Genomic DNA, 16,740 nt, shown 5'->3' with positions numbered 1-16,740 from the left:
GTACGAGTCATGCACATTGCTTCCGCAGAATGTGCGCACCATAACTACCAGCAATACTAACACTTTGGACTAAGCTTGTGGCATCGCCCCTTGCACTGCCACCGGCATATACATCTCGCGCAGATATTCGGCCAACATCCGGCGCGTGCTAAAGAGTGGTGCTACTGTCGCAATTGCCTCCTTGCAAATCTGAATCCACTCCACCGGAACCCCATTTGCATCGCGATGATCGTAGAAACGGGGTGCAATCTCGTGTTCGAGCAGATGGTAAAGCGATTGCGCATCGTTCCAATCCTGCTCGTCTTGATTCGCATACTCACGCTCATCACCGATAGCCCAGCCGTTGCGCCCATTGTACGCTTCTGGCCACCAGCCATCGAGTACCGAACAGTTAGGCGCACCGTTGAGACTGGCCTTCATCCCACTTGTGCCACTCGCTTCGTAAGGACGACGCGGGTTGTTGAGCCAGACATCGACACCTTGCACCAGTGCTCGCCCCACCGCAATATCGTATTCTTCGAGGAACACTATCCGCCCGGCCAGCCCCGGCTGCATCGAGAGACGATAGACCTCTTGGATAAACTGTTTGCCCGGATCATCCTTAGGATGCGCTTTTCCGGCAAAGATAATCTGAATCGGCTTACCGGGCCGGTTCAAGATGTATTTCAGTCGCTCAATATCTTTAAACAGCAATGTTGCCCGCTTGTAGGTCGCAAAGCGACGGGCAAAGCCGATCGTCAGAATATTCTCTTCCAACACCGGCCAAACCGGCGCCGGAATGCCCAAGCGGATGTAGTGCTGTTGCAGCCGCTGACGACTGAACGCGATCAGATCGCTCTTCAGTTTTTGATGGGTTCGCCAGAAGGTCTCATCGGGAATCTGGTATACCTTCCGCCACATATGCGGATCATCGAGGTTTTCTTCCCAGTTCTTGCCCAAATACGAGGTATAGAGTGTTCGCATCTCCGGCGCCAGCCACGTCGCCGTATGCACACCGTTGGTAATCGAGGTAATCGGCACCTCATCTTGCGAACGACCGGGATAGAGCCACTGCCACATGCCGCGTGCCACATGGCCATGCAATTTGCTCACCCCATTGCGATAGGCCGAAAAACGCAATGCCAGCGCTGTCATTGCAAAGGTCGGTCCCCATTGCTGCTCTTGCAAAGCCAGATTCATAAACTCATCGCGGGTGAGGTTGAGTTGCGGCCAGAAACTCCAGAAGAACTTCTCGATCATCGGCAGCGGGAAGGCATCATTACCGGCGGGTACCGGGGTGTGGGTCGTGAACACACAATGCGCCTTGACCTGCTCCATCGCCTCGTCAAAACTGTATCCCTGCGCCACCAATTCGCGACACAGTTCGAGCACAAGGAAGGCCGAGTGCCCTTCATTCATGTGCCAGACAGTCGGTTTATAACCGAGACGACGCAGCGCCCGCACACCACCTACACCAAGCACCAACTCTTGCGAAATGCGCATCTCTTGGTCGCCACCGTAGAGCCGCGCCGATAATTCGCGATCTTGCGGACTATTCGGGTGGATGTCGGTATCCATCAACAACAACTCAACCCGACCAACTTGAAACTTGTAGACCTTGGCGTAGATCGTGCGACCGGGTAATTCCACCTCGATCACCACCTCACGCCCGTCGGGATCGAGCGCCGGTAGCGCCGGCACATCGGCGAAATTGAGCTTGTTGTACTCGGCGTGCTGCCAACCACTAGGATCGATGCGCTGCCGAAAGTAGCCCTGCGGGTAGATGAAGCCAACACCGACCAGTGGGATGCCCATATCGCTGGCTTCTTTGATGTGATCGCCCGACAATATGCCCAAACCGCCTGAGTAGATCGGTAGGCTTTCGTGGAGGCCAAACTCGGCACTAAAATATGCGATCAACGTGTCTTTCGCATCGGGATAATTCTTTCTGAACCACGTCTTCTCAGACCGCATGTAGCTATCAAAGCCCTTGAGTACCGCATCGTATCGCTTCAGATAGGCCGGATCGTTGGCGGCAGCCTCAAGTTTGCGCTGACGCACATCGCGCAAGAACTCGACCGGGTTGTGATACACCAGCTCCCACAGCTCTGGGTCGATAGAACGATAAAGGTCCTGCGCTTCAGGATGCCACGTCCACCAAAGGTTGTAGGCAAGTTCACGAAGCCGAGCAATTCGTTCGGGACATGGAGTGAACAGAATCTCGTGTTCAAACCGTAGCATGGTTTCCTCACATCAGATAGATTAATCAACCACCGGTATTACCGGTATTACCGGCATGATACAGAATGCGTACAATGACTGCCAATCTCATATAGGCTCATACGCTGCGCAGCATACAGAGTGGTTGCCTGCATTGTAGCCGCTCATCGGAAATTTGTCTACTATGCAACTAATTTTAATACAACTGAATTGGGATACCGTCTGAATGGGGTGAGACTGCTATAATAGCGCCGAGATTGGTCGGTCGAGAGTTTATGTTCACTCAGCGAACCGGTCACCGACTGCACCTACGACGAAGAGGATATGGATCATCACCTCACGAGCCGGTGGGTTATCGAACTATCCAGCGAACATCCCACTGCACAATTGGCAGCCCAAGAATTGCGTCGCGCTATTCAGCGTATGGGTGGACCCGCCCTGAACATCACCGGTCATGCCAATGACCGGCGCCTCGCATTGCGCCACGGTGCCGACGGAGATGGCTTTGTGCGCATTGCCGATGAGCGTGGCCTCACGTTGATCGGCGAAGGACCACGTGGTCTGCTCTATGCCGTGTATCACCTGCTCGAAACGCTAGGATGGCGTTGGGTTGGTCCCGGACCCGCCGATGAATACGTGCCCCGCCCGTCCACCATCACCTTCCCCACCACCACCGTGGCCGAACAGCCGGCGTTTGCCCGCCGTGGGTTGGTCATCGGGCACGATCTTTTTCTAGCCCAAGGCAAAGCGTGGATCGAGTGGGCAGCGCGCGTTCGCCTCAATACCATCTTCATCCACACCATCGCCGATCATAGCATGCCACTAGGAGCTTGCCGTCAGCGCACCTGGCAATCACACCGCAATCGGCTCTGGCCGTTGATTCACACACGGGGCTTACGTCTTGAGATCGGAGGACACCACCTTACTGCCGCTATTCCACGTCGGCTTTTTCGACAACAACCCGATCTGTTTCGGTACGATGGTCGCCGTCGTGTAGCGAATGGTAACCCTTGTCCCACCAATCCGGCAACGCAGGCCCTCGTCTATACGTGGGCCAAGCAGTGGTTTTATGCCGAGCCTGCGGCAGCGGTTTACCATCTCTGGCCTGACGATCGCCTTGCAGGTGGTTGGTGTGCGTGCCCACAGTGTTCCGGTTTGTCGCCCGCCGATCAGTCGCTGCTGCTGATGAATGTGATGGCGAAAGCTCTGGCCGAAACCAACCCGCAAGCGCGCCTTACTTATCTCGCGTACCATGACACGTTTGCCCCACCCCAACAAATCACACCGGCAGCCAACGTTGAGGTGCTCATTGCCCCACGTCGCCGTTCGTATGCCGTCGGGATCGGTGACAGCACGCATCCGATTAACGGACCGCTCGCCGATGCCATCACAGCGCTGCGCACCACCTTTCCCACCGGCGCCGGTGTGTTCGAATATTATCTCGACGGCATCCTGTTCAAATCAACCTTACCGCCGCTCGGTGAGATTATCGCTGCCGACCTACGCGCTTACCACGAGTGGCGCCTTGACGGTGTATACGTCCTCCTCACCGGCGACCGGCCATGGTTGGCACCCGGCCCCAATCCGTACAGCTTCGCCGCACTGGCGTGGAACCCACAACGTGACCCCATCGCGCTGCGCCGCGAATACGCCGCCGTCCGTGCGCCAACGACGGCAACATTGCTCGATTGTGCCTACGCCAAGTTGACCACGGCGTGGCAGCGCGCTCTCAACGTCACTCCCGCCGAAGTGAAACGACAACAGCCCGGATTAACACGTGATCCGATCACCCAACCGCCACGCGATCTCCTCGATGGCTACGATGCCCCGCCACCGCATTGTGAACAACGTCTCGTTGCCCTTCACGACGCACTGGACACACTACCTGCGGGGGAAGCAGCACTCGCGGCGGCTCGCCGTAGCGCTCACACCGAACAAGCAGCGCTCGCCGGTGACATCGCCGAATGGACGGTGAGTGCATTGGTGCTCCGTTACTTCGCAGCCCGCCAAGAGGCCGCGGTCGTGCAAGCCCGTCGCGCGCCACCGGCCCGCCAACGTCAAGCCATCGCGACTGCCCGCGCTACCTACGCCGAACTCCTCATCTGGGCCACACGCTATGTGCCAAGCTCTGCTCACGCCAGCCATCGTTTGCTACGGTCAATCTTCGCCCTGCATCTCGACCACCTCGAAAGCCGGATTACCCCGCCATGGTGCCAACTGTACCTTCGTTGGCAGCGGTTAGGGGAATTGGTACGGCTGTTAGCACAACTATGGTGGGATTGGCATACAAAACCTTGAGACGCCGCGTGGACGCTCTCACCTCAGACGAGGTTCCGACGACCCAACCCAACAACGGCAGTACCGCCGAAGCAGTACCGCCGTATGCACTCACGTCAGACGATATTCCAGAGACCCAACCCAACTGCAACTACCCCGGTCACAATGAGAACCGCCACCCAAATCAGATCGGTATTGATCCACGCTCGGCGCAGTATCTCCAGACCGGCCACCCGGTACACGATCAGGGCCAGCACTGCCATCGCCAACAACATACCGAGCGTATGTACCACAACGGCCAGCGTCGCACCGATCAACGAATCGCTCATAGCCGGCGCGTGATGTCCATGCCCGGCATGCATCACGTGATGCGAAGCGTTCATGGCAGCAAGCATGGGCGCCACCATCAAACCGGCCCCATGCACCGTAGCCATCAGAAACGACCACCACGCCAACTCGTGCGCACCGGCCCGAAAGCGGGTCGTGGGATGGCGAAAACGCGCCAGTAGCCGCCACCCACTAAACCCTAACAAGACGACACCGGTTAACACGAGCAAGGCATCGGCCGGTAATGTATAGCCGAGCAGAGTCGTCACGAACGCTGCCACCGCAATTGCTGCCGCGTGACCGATTGCAATCGGTCCCATCGCCGTAAGCACAGCTTGAGCTCGCCCCTCTTGCAACCCCAACGCCACGGCAAACAACCAGCCCATCGCCGGGTTGAGGCCGTGGAACAAACCAAGCCCAAACAGTGAAAGCCAAATCCAAAAAGTGGCCTGATCCACGCCTCACCTCCGCCAGAAGATCACAATCTGCGATTCCACGCAATCATGGGAAGCAATACGAATCGCTTGACGCATCACCACCCTGCAAACGAATTTGATGCACCCGCCGATCACCAAAATCGACAAAGAAATTGGGATCGAATTGCATACCACCCTGCGGATCAACATCAACCTTCACCATCCACCCTTTGATACCGTCAGGATAGAACTGTTCGTCCCACGACAAATAGAGTGAATTGGTGAAATAGACCCGCCGACCATCACGACTGACTTCGACCATCTGCGGTCCACCGTTGAGCGGCCCCGTTGTCGCCGGATGACCGGCACGGCGGACGATCCCACCAATCTGGAGCACACCGGTCAACTGCGGGTGGAAGGGATCGCTGACATCGTACTGGCGCAACTCACCGGTACCCCAGCACGACACGTACAAAAAGCGATCGTCAACGCTTAGATTAATATCGGTGACTAGCGGCGGCACTGCTTTAAACGGTTGGAGAATCGGCGGCAGTTGATCTTCGCTGGCCGGTTCAGCCGGTATCTCGATGACCTTCTGGATCTGCCACGAACCGTTATGACGATGCCAGAGCCAGATCGATGCCGACAAGTCTTTCAGACTCACCACACAGTTGAGAAAACCATACGCTTTCGTCGGATCGTGCGCCGGACGTAGCTCCAACGCCATTTGATGCTCGGCGCCGAGATCGAGCGTCTGGACGTGACGACGTCGGTGCAAGTCCCACAGGTGAATGCGATGACCGTACTTGCCGGCGAGCAATTCCTCGCCCAGCACACCACTCTCGACCATCCGCGGAGTACCCCACTCGCTGGTAATCAACGTATCGTGGCCGAGGTGCCACCAGAAATCGTAGTGAAGATACTGGTCGGCGCGGTCGATCTCCCAACGCCCTAGGACCTCAAACGTATCGTGATCGAGAATAAAAATACCGCCCGGCCCTTCACCCTCGGGATTACCCAACGCCGAGATGTAGATGCCATCGGGTCCACAATGGACGGTGTGTGGGCGCGCATAGCCGGTACGCTCGAACAATACGTCCGGTTCAATGACCTTCACAACGGTTGGTTTGGTTGGATTTTCTTTGATATCGAGAATGGTGATGTGCGAACTGCGAATATCCGGCACAACCAGATAGCGCCGTTCGACGTGCGGATGGGGAGCGTTGGGGCAGAGCATCGAACTGCACGCATTCCAGCCAAAATGGTGAAGCTCACCACCGGTATAGGGCATCTCCGTAGCTCCAACCACCTTGCCAAACGTCGTTGATTGTGGATCGACGTCCACGACACACATTGCATCAGGCTGACCATCACGCTGTGAGTTGAGCCGCACAACATACGCTAACGTTTCTGGGGGTGCTTTCGTCGCCATCCGTGGTGATGGGTAAAACGTTGGATCAGGCCGCCAAATTGCCATAGTGAGACCTCCCTCTCTGTACAAAGCCACTCGTCTGCCCGAATACCGACCGTCGACAGTAATATAACTTTGTCAGGCAAGAAAGTCAATATTTCATCGAATATGCGTCACCGACCCTGGTCAAACGACGAGGGACACGCGACGATCACCAATTAAGCTCGCCAACGAGCCAGCCCTCCCTCACCGGAGATATGCAGTTGCAATCGTGTGATACGTCAACTATACAACGTGCGTAGTCGATGGTCAAGAGTTATTTCACGACTACGCCTCAACCGGTTACTGTGAGCCATTCACCATGCTGCCGCCAATTGGCGCGAACCGAGTATAATGGTCGTGGGTTATTTGAAACGATCGGGACGATGCCAATATGAACGATAACTTTTTTGCCTTCCAATACCACGCGCTTAAGCCACTCAAGCAATGGGGCCTCGGCAACATCATCGGTGGCACCATTCTGACGCTCATACCCGGTTTTTGGCGTCACTTCGGTTTGCAAGCGCTCAGTTGGGGAGCAATCGATTGGCTACTGGCCATCGCCGGTCGACGGCAAGCGCTGCTCAAAGCCGAAGATTTGGTCGCCGGTGACCTCGACGAATCGGCGGCACACGCGGCTGCCGAACGATTTCGCACGATTTTGTTGATCAATGCCGGTCTTGACCTCCTCTACATCGGGAGTGGTCTGTGGCTGTTCCGCACGTCCGGCGAACGCGCCGACCGCCGTGGTATGGGCGCCGGGATTTTTGTTCAGGGTCTCTTTTTGTTCCTCTTTGATAGCATCCTCGCTGCTGAGATTAACCGGCGTTGGATCCCACCATCACTATGATCGATCACCGCATTTTTCCGCTCTTACGCTGCCCGACCTGCGGCTTGCGTCCGCTCATCGTCGAAGATCACGGCCTGCGCTGCCCGCGCTGCCAGACGGGTTACCCATTCTGCGATGGGTATCTCGATTTGATGCCACGCGGTGCTGCCTTCGATTACGTCTCGAAGTATGTTACCGATGAAGAGCAGTTGGCCGCCGAACTCGATTACCGTGAACTGGCTCCACCCTTGCTCGCTGCGGGTGTGCGTGACCGCACACTCCGCCGGCTGATGCGCTGGCGCAAGACCGATGTGGTACTTGATAACGGTTGTGGAACCGCCAAGCATGCGGTCTGGAATGCGAAGCATGTTGGGCTGATGGTTGGCTCTGACCCGGCCACCCTTTTTGCCGATGAGGCGGTGCGCACGGTGACGCTGGTGAAAGCCGACTCACGTGTGTTGCCGTTCGCCGATAACAGTTTCGATAAGGTGTTTGCCATTGATATTCTCGAACATTTTCCGCTCCCGGTGATCGATGCGTATCTGGCCGAAACCGCACGTGTCCTGCGGCCCGGCGGGCGTATGATGGCCTTCTCGAACACCCGTGAGCGGTCACCGATCCAACCACTGATCGATGTCAGTCGCAAGATCGGGCGGCTCTTTGTGAAGGCAGGCGTTTATGATTTTGAACGTGAAAAGCTGCGGAAGTCCGATCACATCAAGGCGCTTGCTACTTGGGAAGATGTGGTCGCTGCCTTCGAACGGGCCGGTTTGCGTCCGGTAAAGGTGGTGTTCTGGAATAGTCTGTTTACAACGTTTGTCGAACATGTGCTGATGAAGCTCGGTGAAGCGATGATCGGGCGGATACGTGGACGCACACCTACCACCGATGTCCCGACGCGGGTGAGTGCCGGGACGGCCCGTGAGATTCGCGCTCGTCGCCGGATGCGTGGCTATTTACGCCAGAAGGGTCCGGTGTATTATGCGCTATTGGCGGTTACACTGCTGATGGAACTCGATCTCTGGTTATTCGGTTGGATGCGCTGCGGTAGTTATTTTATCCTGGTGGAAAAACCGCGAGCGTGATGGGTATTACGCACGATGATAACCTACCGACCACTTACCCCAACCGATTTCGAGCAATTCTGGGCGCTAGATAGCTACGCTTTTGCCCGTCAATATCACCGTGGCCGTTACACACCGGAGGTTATCGCGCAACTGCGTGGCTTGTTCGTCAATGGTGAGCATGTTGCGCAATTGCAGATTATGCCGTTTCAGATGCAGGCCGGCCACGGCGAATTGCCGGTTGGCGCACTGGGGAGTGTGGCAACCTGGCCGCAGCACCGACGCCGTGGGTACGCTCAGCGTCTGTTGCGCGCTGCTTGCGATGAACTGCGCGAACGTGGTGCAGTGTTGGCGTTGCTGTATCCCTTTCACGCCGATTTCTACCATCGGTTGGGGTGGGCATTGGCCGGCGAACGGCGGCTGGTTCAACCCACACCAACTCATTTGCGTGCCTTTGCTCCCGCCCCCGGCAGCTATCATCCGGTCGGTGTTGACCAGATCGAAGAGCTTGACACTATCTATCGCGGCGCCTTACGTGGACGTTATGGCCCCCTCGTGCGCGACCGCACATGGTGGCAGATCGATGTGTTACAAACATGGGACGGTGAACCGTATTCCGCCTATATCTGGCGTGATGAACAGGGTAACGGACGTTCGTACCTGATTTACCGCCTCGAACGGAGGAGCGACGGTGACCGCCTCGTCTGCCGCGATATTGTCGCGCTCGATCCGCTCGCACGCGCCCAACTCTTTGTCTTTATCGCGTATCACGCCGATCAAATCGTCGCCGCCGAGATTCCAACCCCCATCGATGCCCCACTCAATGCTCTGCTGCCCACTCCTGCGCCGACGACGGTGATACCATTGTTTATGCAGCGGGTCCTCGATGTGACCCGCTTGGTGAGTCTGTATCCCTTTGCTACGGTCAATGGTCGGCTGCGTATCCAAGTTGCCGATGACTGGCTCAACAACAATGTCGGTTGCTACCAGATTGAATGGTACGACGGTCAAACAACCGTCAGTCGTCTCGACCACGCTACTGTCGATCTCGCCTGCACCAGCAGTACCCTTGGTCAGCTCCTCAGTCGCTACCTGCACCCACGCACCGCCGCCGCTTTTGGCTTGCTCACCGTATACCAACGCGCGGCCTTGACCCTCCTCGAACAGGCACTGGCCGGTCTACCACCGTTTTGTGGTGACTATTGGTGACGATCGCCGCCACCCTCCCACGTTCACCGTCGCAAAATCCTGTTACAATCGTTGGCGCTACAGCGGCAAGCAAAGCAGCCCCGCCGTAGCACGCTGCATAATCTTGGCCAGACAACAGGAACCGTGCTATGCGTCCACTCTTTATCTCACCACTCGGTCGTGGTGGTGTTGATTTCGGTATTCAGAACATCACCCGTGCAGTCAGGCGCACCGGTTTGGCGCCCGAACTTCTGCGTTTACCTGAACTGTACAATTTTCTCCCGATGCTCATTCCCGCTACCCTCCCCGCCGACATTGTCCGTCGGTTCGACATTGTGCAAGGCCGCTCGCGCGTCGCATTTAGCCTGCGCAACTACGAACGCCCGGTGGTCACAACCGTCCATCACCTCACCACCGACCCGGCGTTACAACCGTATAGCTCATTCGCCCAACGCCTTTTCTACCGACTGGTCGAATCGCGCTACGACGGCCTCTCCATCGCGTATGCCGATGCAGTTGTTTGTGTTAGTCGCTACACCCAACGGATGGTTGAACTAACTTACGGTCGGCGCGATACCGTCCTGATCTACGACGGGATTGACACCGATGTCTTCGTTCCACCGCCGGGAATGGCGCGCCGCAACGATGGTCTCCCACCGAGCGATGCCCGCATTCGGTTGTTGTTTGTCGGCAATCGTACTCGCCGGAAAGGGTTTGACCTGCTCCCCCAGATTATGGATCGTTTACCCGCCGATTATGTCCTCTACTACACCGGTGGCTTTCAAGGACGCGATACCGGGCCACCCCATCCAAGGATGATCCCGATTGGCTCACCCGACCGCGCCGGACTGGTGGCGGCTTACCAGAGTTGTGACATCCTGCTCTTCCCCTCTCGGCTCGAAGGGTTCGGCATCGCACCGGCAGAAGCATTGGCCTGTGGCCGCCCGGTGGTGACAACGAACGTCGCCGCGCTGCCTGAGGTGGTTGACGATGGTCTGAATGGATTTTTGGTCGCCCGCGATGATGTCACCGGTTATGCCGAGAAGGTAAGAATATTGGGTGAAGATGCCGCACTGCGCCGCCGTTTCGGCGAGCACGGTCGCGAGAAGGTCGTGGCGAAGTTTGGCTACGGTCCGCTTGGCGAGGGTTTTCGGCAACTTTACGCGCGATTGTTGGGTAGGGATGACAACTGAACTAACGGCATACAGAGGAGTGCCCCGCACTCCCGCCCAACTGCTGCCAGTCATCTTATGTAGAAAGATGGAAAGCCGGGCCCAGCAGTAACTGCCGGCCCGGTCATCACGTCACACTTATTATGTTAACTCAACGCGCCTCTGATACCGGAGACGCATCACCATCAGGCGTCACCGTCGGGGTACCGGCGAACGGTCGCCGGTGATTGAGAAAGAGCAACACGCCACAGACCACAATCGCCACCATACTCACCAACTGTGCCACCCGAATACTACCCTCGCACGAACCACCAACCCCATTCGCACACAAACTATCGATACGCAAGCCTTCAATCCAAAACCGTCCGCTCGAATAGATGATCCCGTACAAAAACAGCAGATCACCCGGATTGAGCCGCCGCCGTTCGGGCGGCGCCAACCGACCAAAGCGGCGGTCGAGCCAGAGCAATATTCCCACCCCAACCAGATTCCAGACCGACTCATACAGAAACGTCGGATGGAAGAGGGTCGTGATCGGGTAGGTCGTCAGATCGTTATAAGGTGGCACCCGGTACTCTGGATCAATCCGCAACCCGAACGGCAAATCGGTTGGCCGGCCATAGGCTTCTTGGTTGAAGAAATTTCCCCACCTGCCAATACTCTGGGCCAGTAAAAAACCCGGCACACAGACATCGAGCCAATCCCAGTAGGGCAACCTGGTATAACGGGTATAGATTACCGTAGAGAGCAACGCCCCGATAATGGCGCCGTGGATAGCAATCCCACCGGTCGTTAGGTTAAAGACACTCCACGGGTTCGGCGCAAAGCGTTCCCACTCAAAAGCCACATAATATATCCGTGCACCGGCAATACCGAGCACCAATCCTAGCATCAACTGATTCCAGACGTGATCGGGATGATAGCCACGAGCAACGGCACGACGTGAGGCTAGTAACGCTGCAATGAGCGCACCGGTCATAATGATCGCGCCGTACCAACGTACAACGATCGGCAATCCGAACAGCGTAAAGCTGATCAGAAACGGGTCATCAGGTGGATAGAGTACCATAATCGTTCCAGTACATCCCACTGCCCATCAGCAGTGTCGCAATCACCTTACAACGATGCCACATACCGCACGGCACGGACGATCGGCATGACGACGCAGGGTATGATCGGTCGCAATCACCTTACAACGATGCCGCATACCGCACCGCATTGCGAAAAATCTGCAACCCATCTCCCTCACGCCGAACCGGTTCGCGGGTCCACCGTGGGTGCTGATGCGGTAGCACAGCATTTTCAGGGTGCGGCATAAGACCGAGCACATTCCCCTGCGCGTTACACAACCCGGCAATTCGATGCGGTGATCCGTTCGGATTAGCCGGATATTCATCGCCAAGATACCGCAGCGCAACCAAACCATTCGCCTCGAGTTCGGCGAGTGTCGCCTCATCACGTACAGCAATCCGACCCTCACCGTGCGCCACCGGCACCTCTATCGGTTGCTCAATACCGCGCGTGAACAGGCAGCGACTGGTCGGCGCCGGCTCAAGATGTACCCAACGGCACTCAAACTGACAAGACTCGTTGGTCGTTAACGTCACCTGCGGCGATCGACGTGGCGGGCCGGGTAACAGGCCGGCCTTGACCAGTACTTGAAAACCATTACAGATGCCGATCACCGGGCGACCATCGGCCACAAAACGTTCGAGTTCTTCACCGAGGCGATGAATCAGGTCAACCGCCAACAAACGACCTGCCCCCAGATGATCGCCATACGAAAAACCACCGGGAATGACGAGCAAGGCATAATCCGCTAGGCGAATCGATCCTTCGGCCAAGCGATTAATGTGGATACGTTCAGGAAGGGCACCGGCCAACTCACACGCCAGTGCCGCATCGGTATCACGGTTGATACCAGGAGCACGCAGAATCAGAGCTTTCAGTTCCACCGAAACTCCATCTCTACATCACCAATCTTAATCAGATCACCCGACTTGAGTGGTTGCGGCACTTTCGGCGGGATCAACTTCCCGTTAATCTGAGTGCCGTTGGTACTCTGCTGATCGGTCAGCGTATACTGATCACCCCGTCGCTCAATGATAGCGTGCAAGCGCGAAGCGATACCACGGTCGTGTTCTGCCAAATCTAATTCGGGGAAATGAGCTTGACGCGGATCGCGCCGACCGATCCGTACTAGCTTATGATCGAGTTTTACCTCCCACGTGCGATAGGGCGAACGTACGATCAGTCGTGCCGGCGGCAATGTCGGTCTTTCCGCACCAACCACCGGTGCGCCCTGATGAAGAGGGGCACCGCAACCGGCACAAAATCGCGCTTGTACTTTGTTCAGCCGGCCACATCGCTCACACACCAGCCCAACCGGTGGTTGAGGTGAGGATGGCGGCAATGGCACCGCCACCGGAACCTGCTCTACTACCGGTGGTTTGATCGGCGGCAACGGTGCCATGTGTAGGGTAGGATCGACAAACGGCGACTTCAGCTGTTTATGCAACGCTTGCTCAAGTTCGGCACAAGTAGCAAACCGCTTCTCGCGCTCAAGGCTCATCGCACGAATAATAATTGTCTCGGTCTCCGGCGCAACCGAACGGTTGATCCGTACAATTTCACCCTTCCGCGGCGGCTGCAACGGCACCGGCGGCATCGCCGTCAGCAAATGCAGCATCGTCGCCCCGAGCGCATAAATATCCGAGCGAGCATCGGTTTGCCCTTTACCGTATTGTTCAGGCGGGGCATAGCCGGCCGACCCCATTGCGATGGTGTCTTTCGATTTACCGACTTTGTGCTTACGAGCTACCCCAAAATCGACTAACTTGAGCACACCATCGGGGGTGACAATCACATTGGCCGGCTTGAGATCGCGATAGATAATCGGCGGCTGACGAGTATGCAGATAGTGTAATACGCGACAGAGTTGGATCCCATATCCGATCACTTGCTGTTCGAGTAACGGAGCGTTTGTGTCCCGGATGATAGCTTCCAAGGTTTTTCCGGGCACAAACTCCATCACCATCGTCGGACGACCCTCGTACTCGAACAGATCGATCACAACCGGCAAGTTGGGGAAGGAGAGCGACTGCAACAGTTCGACCTCTTGCAGAAAAAGTTGACGCACCTCGGCCAACTCTTCGGCATTCGTCTCGTCGGCCGGTCGCATTTCTTTCAAAGCCCAAATCGTCCCATCACTCACCCGCCGGACGCGATATACGACACCCATGCCACCTCGTCCGATCAGGTTGAGGATGGTATACGAATCGTTCCTCCCGCGTACCGTCAGGTTTTCAGCCAACCGATCAAACATGACCATTGTCGTCTGTGATGTACGTTGTGCTACGCCAATTATACCACTGTTGCACGGGCACACTTATTCTGCACCGGCATCAATCGCACGCCAATCACCGATGCCTTGACGAACCAGACAATCGCTGCTATAATCTGCTCGGTCGCGCCGAAGTGGCGGAATGGCAGACGCGGCGGTCTCAAAAACCGCTGGGGATCAACCCCCGTGTGGGTTCAAGTCCCACCTTCGGCACCACCCGACAACACCGTTCTTCAACGGGGCGTGGCTCAGCCTGGTAGAGCGCCGCGTTCGGGTCGCGGAGGTCGGTGGTTCAAATCCACTCGCCCCGACCAAATAAGGAGCGCCTGTGCAACAAGCATAGGCGTTTTATCATTTTTCAGCCGTCGAGACCAGAGCAGGCAGTACCGGCCCACCACCGCTATCCCGATTTGGTATGATACAGGTAGGATACGTCGCTTGACAAGGAATTGACTATGAAACCGCAAACGCTCACGCTTTGGTGTTGCGTATGGTTAAGCTATGCCGCTATGCTCACTGCTTGCCTCGATTTCAGTGCAGCGTTGCCGCCTTCGCCAAGCCCCTTCCCAACACTGCCACGCCTCCCCAGCGTAACCCCGGTCACACCGCAACCCACTCGCTCACCGGTGACGATTATTCTGGGACCATCGGCAACTCCTACATCGACTACCGCCCAATTTATCGGGCGAGCCGCCACCGAAGCGAACGTGCGCAGTGGCCCCGGTACCTCCTTTCCGATTGTGACTGTGGTTCCGGTGAATACCGAAGTGCTGCTTGAAGGACAACGGGCCAACTGGTACGTCGTTCGCTTGCCCGATGGTCAAACCGGATGGATGTCGGCTACTGTGCTTGAGGTTGCCCCTGAGATTGCCGCCAAAGTACCTATTGCCACACCGTAGACAGTGTAGCTACGGATCCTATGTCGATACCGACATCAGACTTCCATCAACGGTAGTGTCCTCGTTGCGTTCCGTACACTTGGCAATTATTTCGCCGAAATGATAATTGGTGATACCATAATAACAAGCATTACGAATGTTATGCCTGAGCGTATCAGTTAAGGACACGTAGGTATGCAACTGTTTAGTACTCTCTCCCGTACCCGGGAACCATTCTCGTCGCCTACCAACCGCCCGGTCACGCTGTACGTGTGCGGGGTTACTCCCTACGATACCACCCATATGGGCCATGCTCGCACCTTCATCGTCTTCGATGTACTGGTCCGCTACTTACGCTGGCAGGGCGCAACGGTGATATACTGTCAGAATATCACCGACGTAGATGACCCTCTCTTCGAGCGTGCCCGTCGTGATGGGGTGAACTGGTACGAACTGGCCGAACGACAAATTGCTCAATTGCGTGCCGACTGTGCCGACCTCAATATTTTGCCACCAACCTTCTCGCCGCGGGTGAGTGAAGAAGTTGCGATCATGATCCCCATTATCGAGCGACTGGTCGAACTCGGTCATGCGTATGTGGTTGACGGCAACGTGTATTTCAGTATCCAAACCGATCCTGACTTTGGCCGCATGGCACGTATGGGTTATGCCGAGCTGCTTTCGATTGCTAATCAGCGGGGCAATAACCCACATGACCCCAACAAGCGCGATCCGCTCGATTTCGTACTTTGGCAACGGGGCAACCCCGACGAACCCAAGTGGGAAAGCCCATGGGGCTTGGGGCGACCCGGTTGGCATATTGAGTGTAGCGCCATGTCGATCCGCTACCTCGGTGAACAGATCGATATTCACGGTGGCGGTGCCGATTTGATTTTCCCGCACCATTCGTGTGAAATTGCGCAGAGTGAATCAGCCACCGGCAAACGACCGTTTGCCCGTATCTGGATGCACGTGGGCTTAGTCTGGCTCGATGGTGAGAAGATGAGTAAATCACTGGGCAATTTGGTCTTCGCCCGTGATGCGTTGCAGATTCATCATCCCGATGCGCTCCGGTGGTATTTGCTGAGCGAGCATTATCGAGAAGATTTCGATTACCGACGCGAAGCAGTCGCTCGTTACGAACAGTATGCTGCCGATCTCCGTCACGCACTGAGCCTGGCCAGTGGCACCCATAGCCCACTCGATGTGAGCCGTGGCCGTTCTGATGTCATCATGGCAATGAACGACGATCTCGATACACCGGCTGCATTGGCGTCGTTGCATGCGATGGCCGGCATGATCATCGATGCAGCCGCCGAGGGTCGTGATGTCAGCGCGGCTCAGGCGACGGTGCGCGATTTAGCGTTGATGCTGGGGTTTACGTTGCGCGAAAACGGTAAGTAGGGGCACGGCGTCGCCGTGCCCCTACGTCATCGACACACCCGCACGGCGTCGCCGTGCCCCTACGTCATCGACACACCCGCACGGCGTCGCCGTGCCCCTACGTCATCGACACACCCGCACGGCGTCGCCGTGCCCCTACGTCATCGACACACCCGCACGGCGTCGCCGTGCCCCTACGTCATCGACACACCCG

Annotated in this window: 13 protein-coding genes and 2 tRNA genes; 9 read left to right on the top strand and 6 right to left on the bottom strand. The window is 56.7% G+C overall.

Annotated features, from left to right (window positions below; translation table 11 throughout):
• Positions 1–69 precede the first annotated feature (69 nt).
• Positions 70–2,220 carry an alpha-glucan family phosphorylase gene (glgP, locus tag ACP5OT_RS15935; protein ID WP_424677352.1) on the bottom strand — a complete coding sequence of 717 codons (2,151 nt, stop codon included), beginning with the start codon at positions 2,218–2,220 and terminating at the stop codon, positions 70–72.
• 303 nt (positions 2,221–2,523) lie between these two features.
• Between glgP and ACP5OT_RS15930 the strand changes: the two genes are divergently transcribed.
• On the top strand, positions 2,524–4,497 hold the full coding sequence (locus ACP5OT_RS15930) for a DUF4838 domain-containing protein (RefSeq protein WP_424677351.1): 1,974 nt from the start codon (positions 2,524–2,526) through the stop codon (positions 4,495–4,497).
• Between the two features lie 95 nt (positions 4,498–4,592).
• Here ACP5OT_RS15930 and ACP5OT_RS15925 read toward each other — a convergent pair whose 3' ends face one another.
• The gene (locus tag ACP5OT_RS15925) at positions 4,593–5,261 is read right to left on the bottom strand and encodes a hypothetical protein (RefSeq protein ID WP_424677350.1); all 669 of its coding nucleotides are present in this window, start codon (positions 5,259–5,261) and stop codon (positions 4,593–4,595) included.
• A gap of 43 nt (positions 5,262–5,304) precedes the next feature.
• Complete coding sequence (locus tag ACP5OT_RS15920; protein ID WP_424677349.1) at positions 5,305–6,696, bottom strand: selenium-binding protein SBP56-related protein; 1,392 nt, start codon at positions 6,694–6,696, stop codon at positions 5,305–5,307.
• 367 nt (positions 6,697–7,063) lie between these two features.
• Here ACP5OT_RS15920 and ACP5OT_RS15915 point away from each other — a divergent pair, with 367 nt between their 5' ends.
• The 4 genes from ACP5OT_RS15915 (at position 7,064) to ACP5OT_RS15900 (ending at position 10,943) form a co-directional block, all read left to right on the top strand.
• On the top strand, positions 7,064–7,519 hold the full coding sequence (locus ACP5OT_RS15915) for a DUF6992 family protein (protein ID WP_424677348.1): 456 nt from the start codon (positions 7,064–7,066) through the stop codon (positions 7,517–7,519).
• On the top strand, positions 7,516–8,583 hold the full coding sequence (locus ACP5OT_RS15910) for a methyltransferase domain-containing protein (protein WP_424677347.1): 1,068 nt from the start codon (positions 7,516–7,518) through the stop codon (positions 8,581–8,583). Before ACP5OT_RS15915 ends, ACP5OT_RS15910 begins: the two co-directional genes overlap by 4 nt.
• A gap of 15 nt (positions 8,584–8,598) precedes the next feature.
• Positions 8,599–9,771, top strand: a complete 1,173-nt coding sequence (locus ACP5OT_RS15905; protein ID WP_424677346.1) for a GNAT family N-acetyltransferase — start codon at positions 8,599–8,601, stop codon at positions 9,769–9,771.
• A 128-nt stretch (positions 9,772–9,899) separates the two neighbouring features.
• Positions 9,900–10,943, top strand: coding sequence for a glycosyltransferase family 4 protein (locus tag ACP5OT_RS15900; RefSeq protein WP_424677345.1), 1,044 nt, complete (start codon positions 9,900–9,902; stop codon positions 10,941–10,943).
• Between the two features lie 130 nt (positions 10,944–11,073).
• On the opposite strand, the gene lgt is transcribed toward ACP5OT_RS15900, so the two are convergent.
• The 3 genes from lgt to ACP5OT_RS15885 form a co-directional block, all read right to left on the bottom strand.
• Positions 11,074–11,991 carry a prolipoprotein diacylglyceryl transferase gene (lgt, locus tag ACP5OT_RS15895; protein WP_424677344.1) on the bottom strand — a complete coding sequence of 306 codons (918 nt, stop codon included), beginning with the start codon at positions 11,989–11,991 and terminating at the stop codon, positions 11,074–11,076.
• A gap of 121 nt (positions 11,992–12,112) precedes the next feature.
• Entirely contained in the window at positions 12,113–12,877 is a 765-nt protein-coding gene (purQ, locus tag ACP5OT_RS15890; RefSeq protein ID WP_424677343.1) for a phosphoribosylformylglycinamidine synthase I, read from the bottom strand.
• Entirely contained in the window at positions 12,868–14,247 is a 1,380-nt protein-coding gene (locus ACP5OT_RS15885; RefSeq protein WP_424677342.1) for a serine/threonine protein kinase, read from the bottom strand. Before ACP5OT_RS15885 ends, purQ begins: the two co-directional genes overlap by 10 nt.
• A 146-nt stretch (positions 14,248–14,393) precedes the next feature.
• On the opposite strand from ACP5OT_RS15885, the gene ACP5OT_RS15880 reads away from it, so the two are divergent.
• The 4 genes from ACP5OT_RS15880 to cysS all read left to right on the top strand — a co-directional run bounded on the left by ACP5OT_RS15880 (position 14,394) and on the right by cysS (position 16,547).
• Positions 14,394–14,481 (top strand) — tRNA-Leu (locus ACP5OT_RS15880).
• Positions 14,482–14,502: 21 nt separating this feature from the next.
• A tRNA-Pro gene (locus ACP5OT_RS15875) sits at positions 14,503–14,579 on the top strand.
• A gap of 141 nt (positions 14,580–14,720) precedes the next feature.
• Positions 14,721–15,164, top strand: coding sequence for an SH3 domain-containing protein (locus ACP5OT_RS15870; protein ID WP_424677594.1), 444 nt, complete (start codon positions 14,721–14,723; stop codon positions 15,162–15,164).
• Positions 15,165–15,338: 174 nt separating this feature from the next.
• Positions 15,339–16,547, top strand: coding sequence for a cysteine--tRNA ligase (gene cysS / locus ACP5OT_RS15865; RefSeq protein ID WP_424677593.1), 1,209 nt, complete (start codon positions 15,339–15,341; stop codon positions 16,545–16,547).
• Positions 16,548–16,740: the final 193 nt, after the last annotated feature.

The organism is Chloroflexus sp., from assembly GCF_049970315.1.
GTDB lineage: Bacteria > Chloroflexota > Chloroflexia > Chloroflexales > Chloroflexaceae > Chloroflexus.
Note: the sequence above shows the minus strand (reverse complement) of the source record. Positions and strands in the feature narration are given on the sequence as shown.

What these genes read in the sequence shown, in the direction of transcription:
- glgP (WP_424677352.1), bottom strand. Translation starts at nt 2,220, where the DNA reads ATGCTACGGTTTGAACACGAGATTCTGTTCACTCCATGTCCCGAACGA.
- ACP5OT_RS15930 (WP_424677351.1), top strand. Translation starts at nt 2,524, where the DNA reads ATGGATCATCACCTCACGAGCCGGTGGGTTATCGAACTATCCAGCGAA.
- ACP5OT_RS15920 (WP_424677349.1), bottom strand. Translation starts at nt 6,696, where the DNA reads ATGGCAATTTGGCGGCCTGATCCAACGTTTTACCCATCACCACGGATG.
- ACP5OT_RS15915 (WP_424677348.1), top strand. Translation starts at nt 7,064, where the DNA reads ATGAACGATAACTTTTTTGCCTTCCAATACCACGCGCTTAAGCCACTC.
- ACP5OT_RS15910 (WP_424677347.1), top strand. Translation starts at nt 7,516, where the DNA reads ATGATCGATCACCGCATTTTTCCGCTCTTACGCTGCCCGACCTGCGGC.
- ACP5OT_RS15905 (WP_424677346.1), top strand. Translation starts at nt 8,599, where the DNA reads ATGATAACCTACCGACCACTTACCCCAACCGATTTCGAGCAATTCTGG.
- ACP5OT_RS15900 (WP_424677345.1), top strand. Translation starts at nt 9,900, where the DNA reads ATGCGTCCACTCTTTATCTCACCACTCGGTCGTGGTGGTGTTGATTTC.
- lgt (WP_424677344.1), bottom strand. Translation starts at nt 11,991, where the DNA reads ATGGTACTCTATCCACCTGATGACCCGTTTCTGATCAGCTTTACGCTG.
- ACP5OT_RS15885 (WP_424677342.1), bottom strand. Translation starts at nt 14,247, where the DNA reads ATGTTTGATCGGTTGGCTGAAAACCTGACGGTACGCGGGAGGAACGAT.
- ACP5OT_RS15870 (WP_424677594.1), top strand. Translation starts at nt 14,721, where the DNA reads ATGAAACCGCAAACGCTCACGCTTTGGTGTTGCGTATGGTTAAGCTAT.
- cysS (WP_424677593.1), top strand. Translation starts at nt 15,339, where the DNA reads ATGCAACTGTTTAGTACTCTCTCCCGTACCCGGGAACCATTCTCGTCG.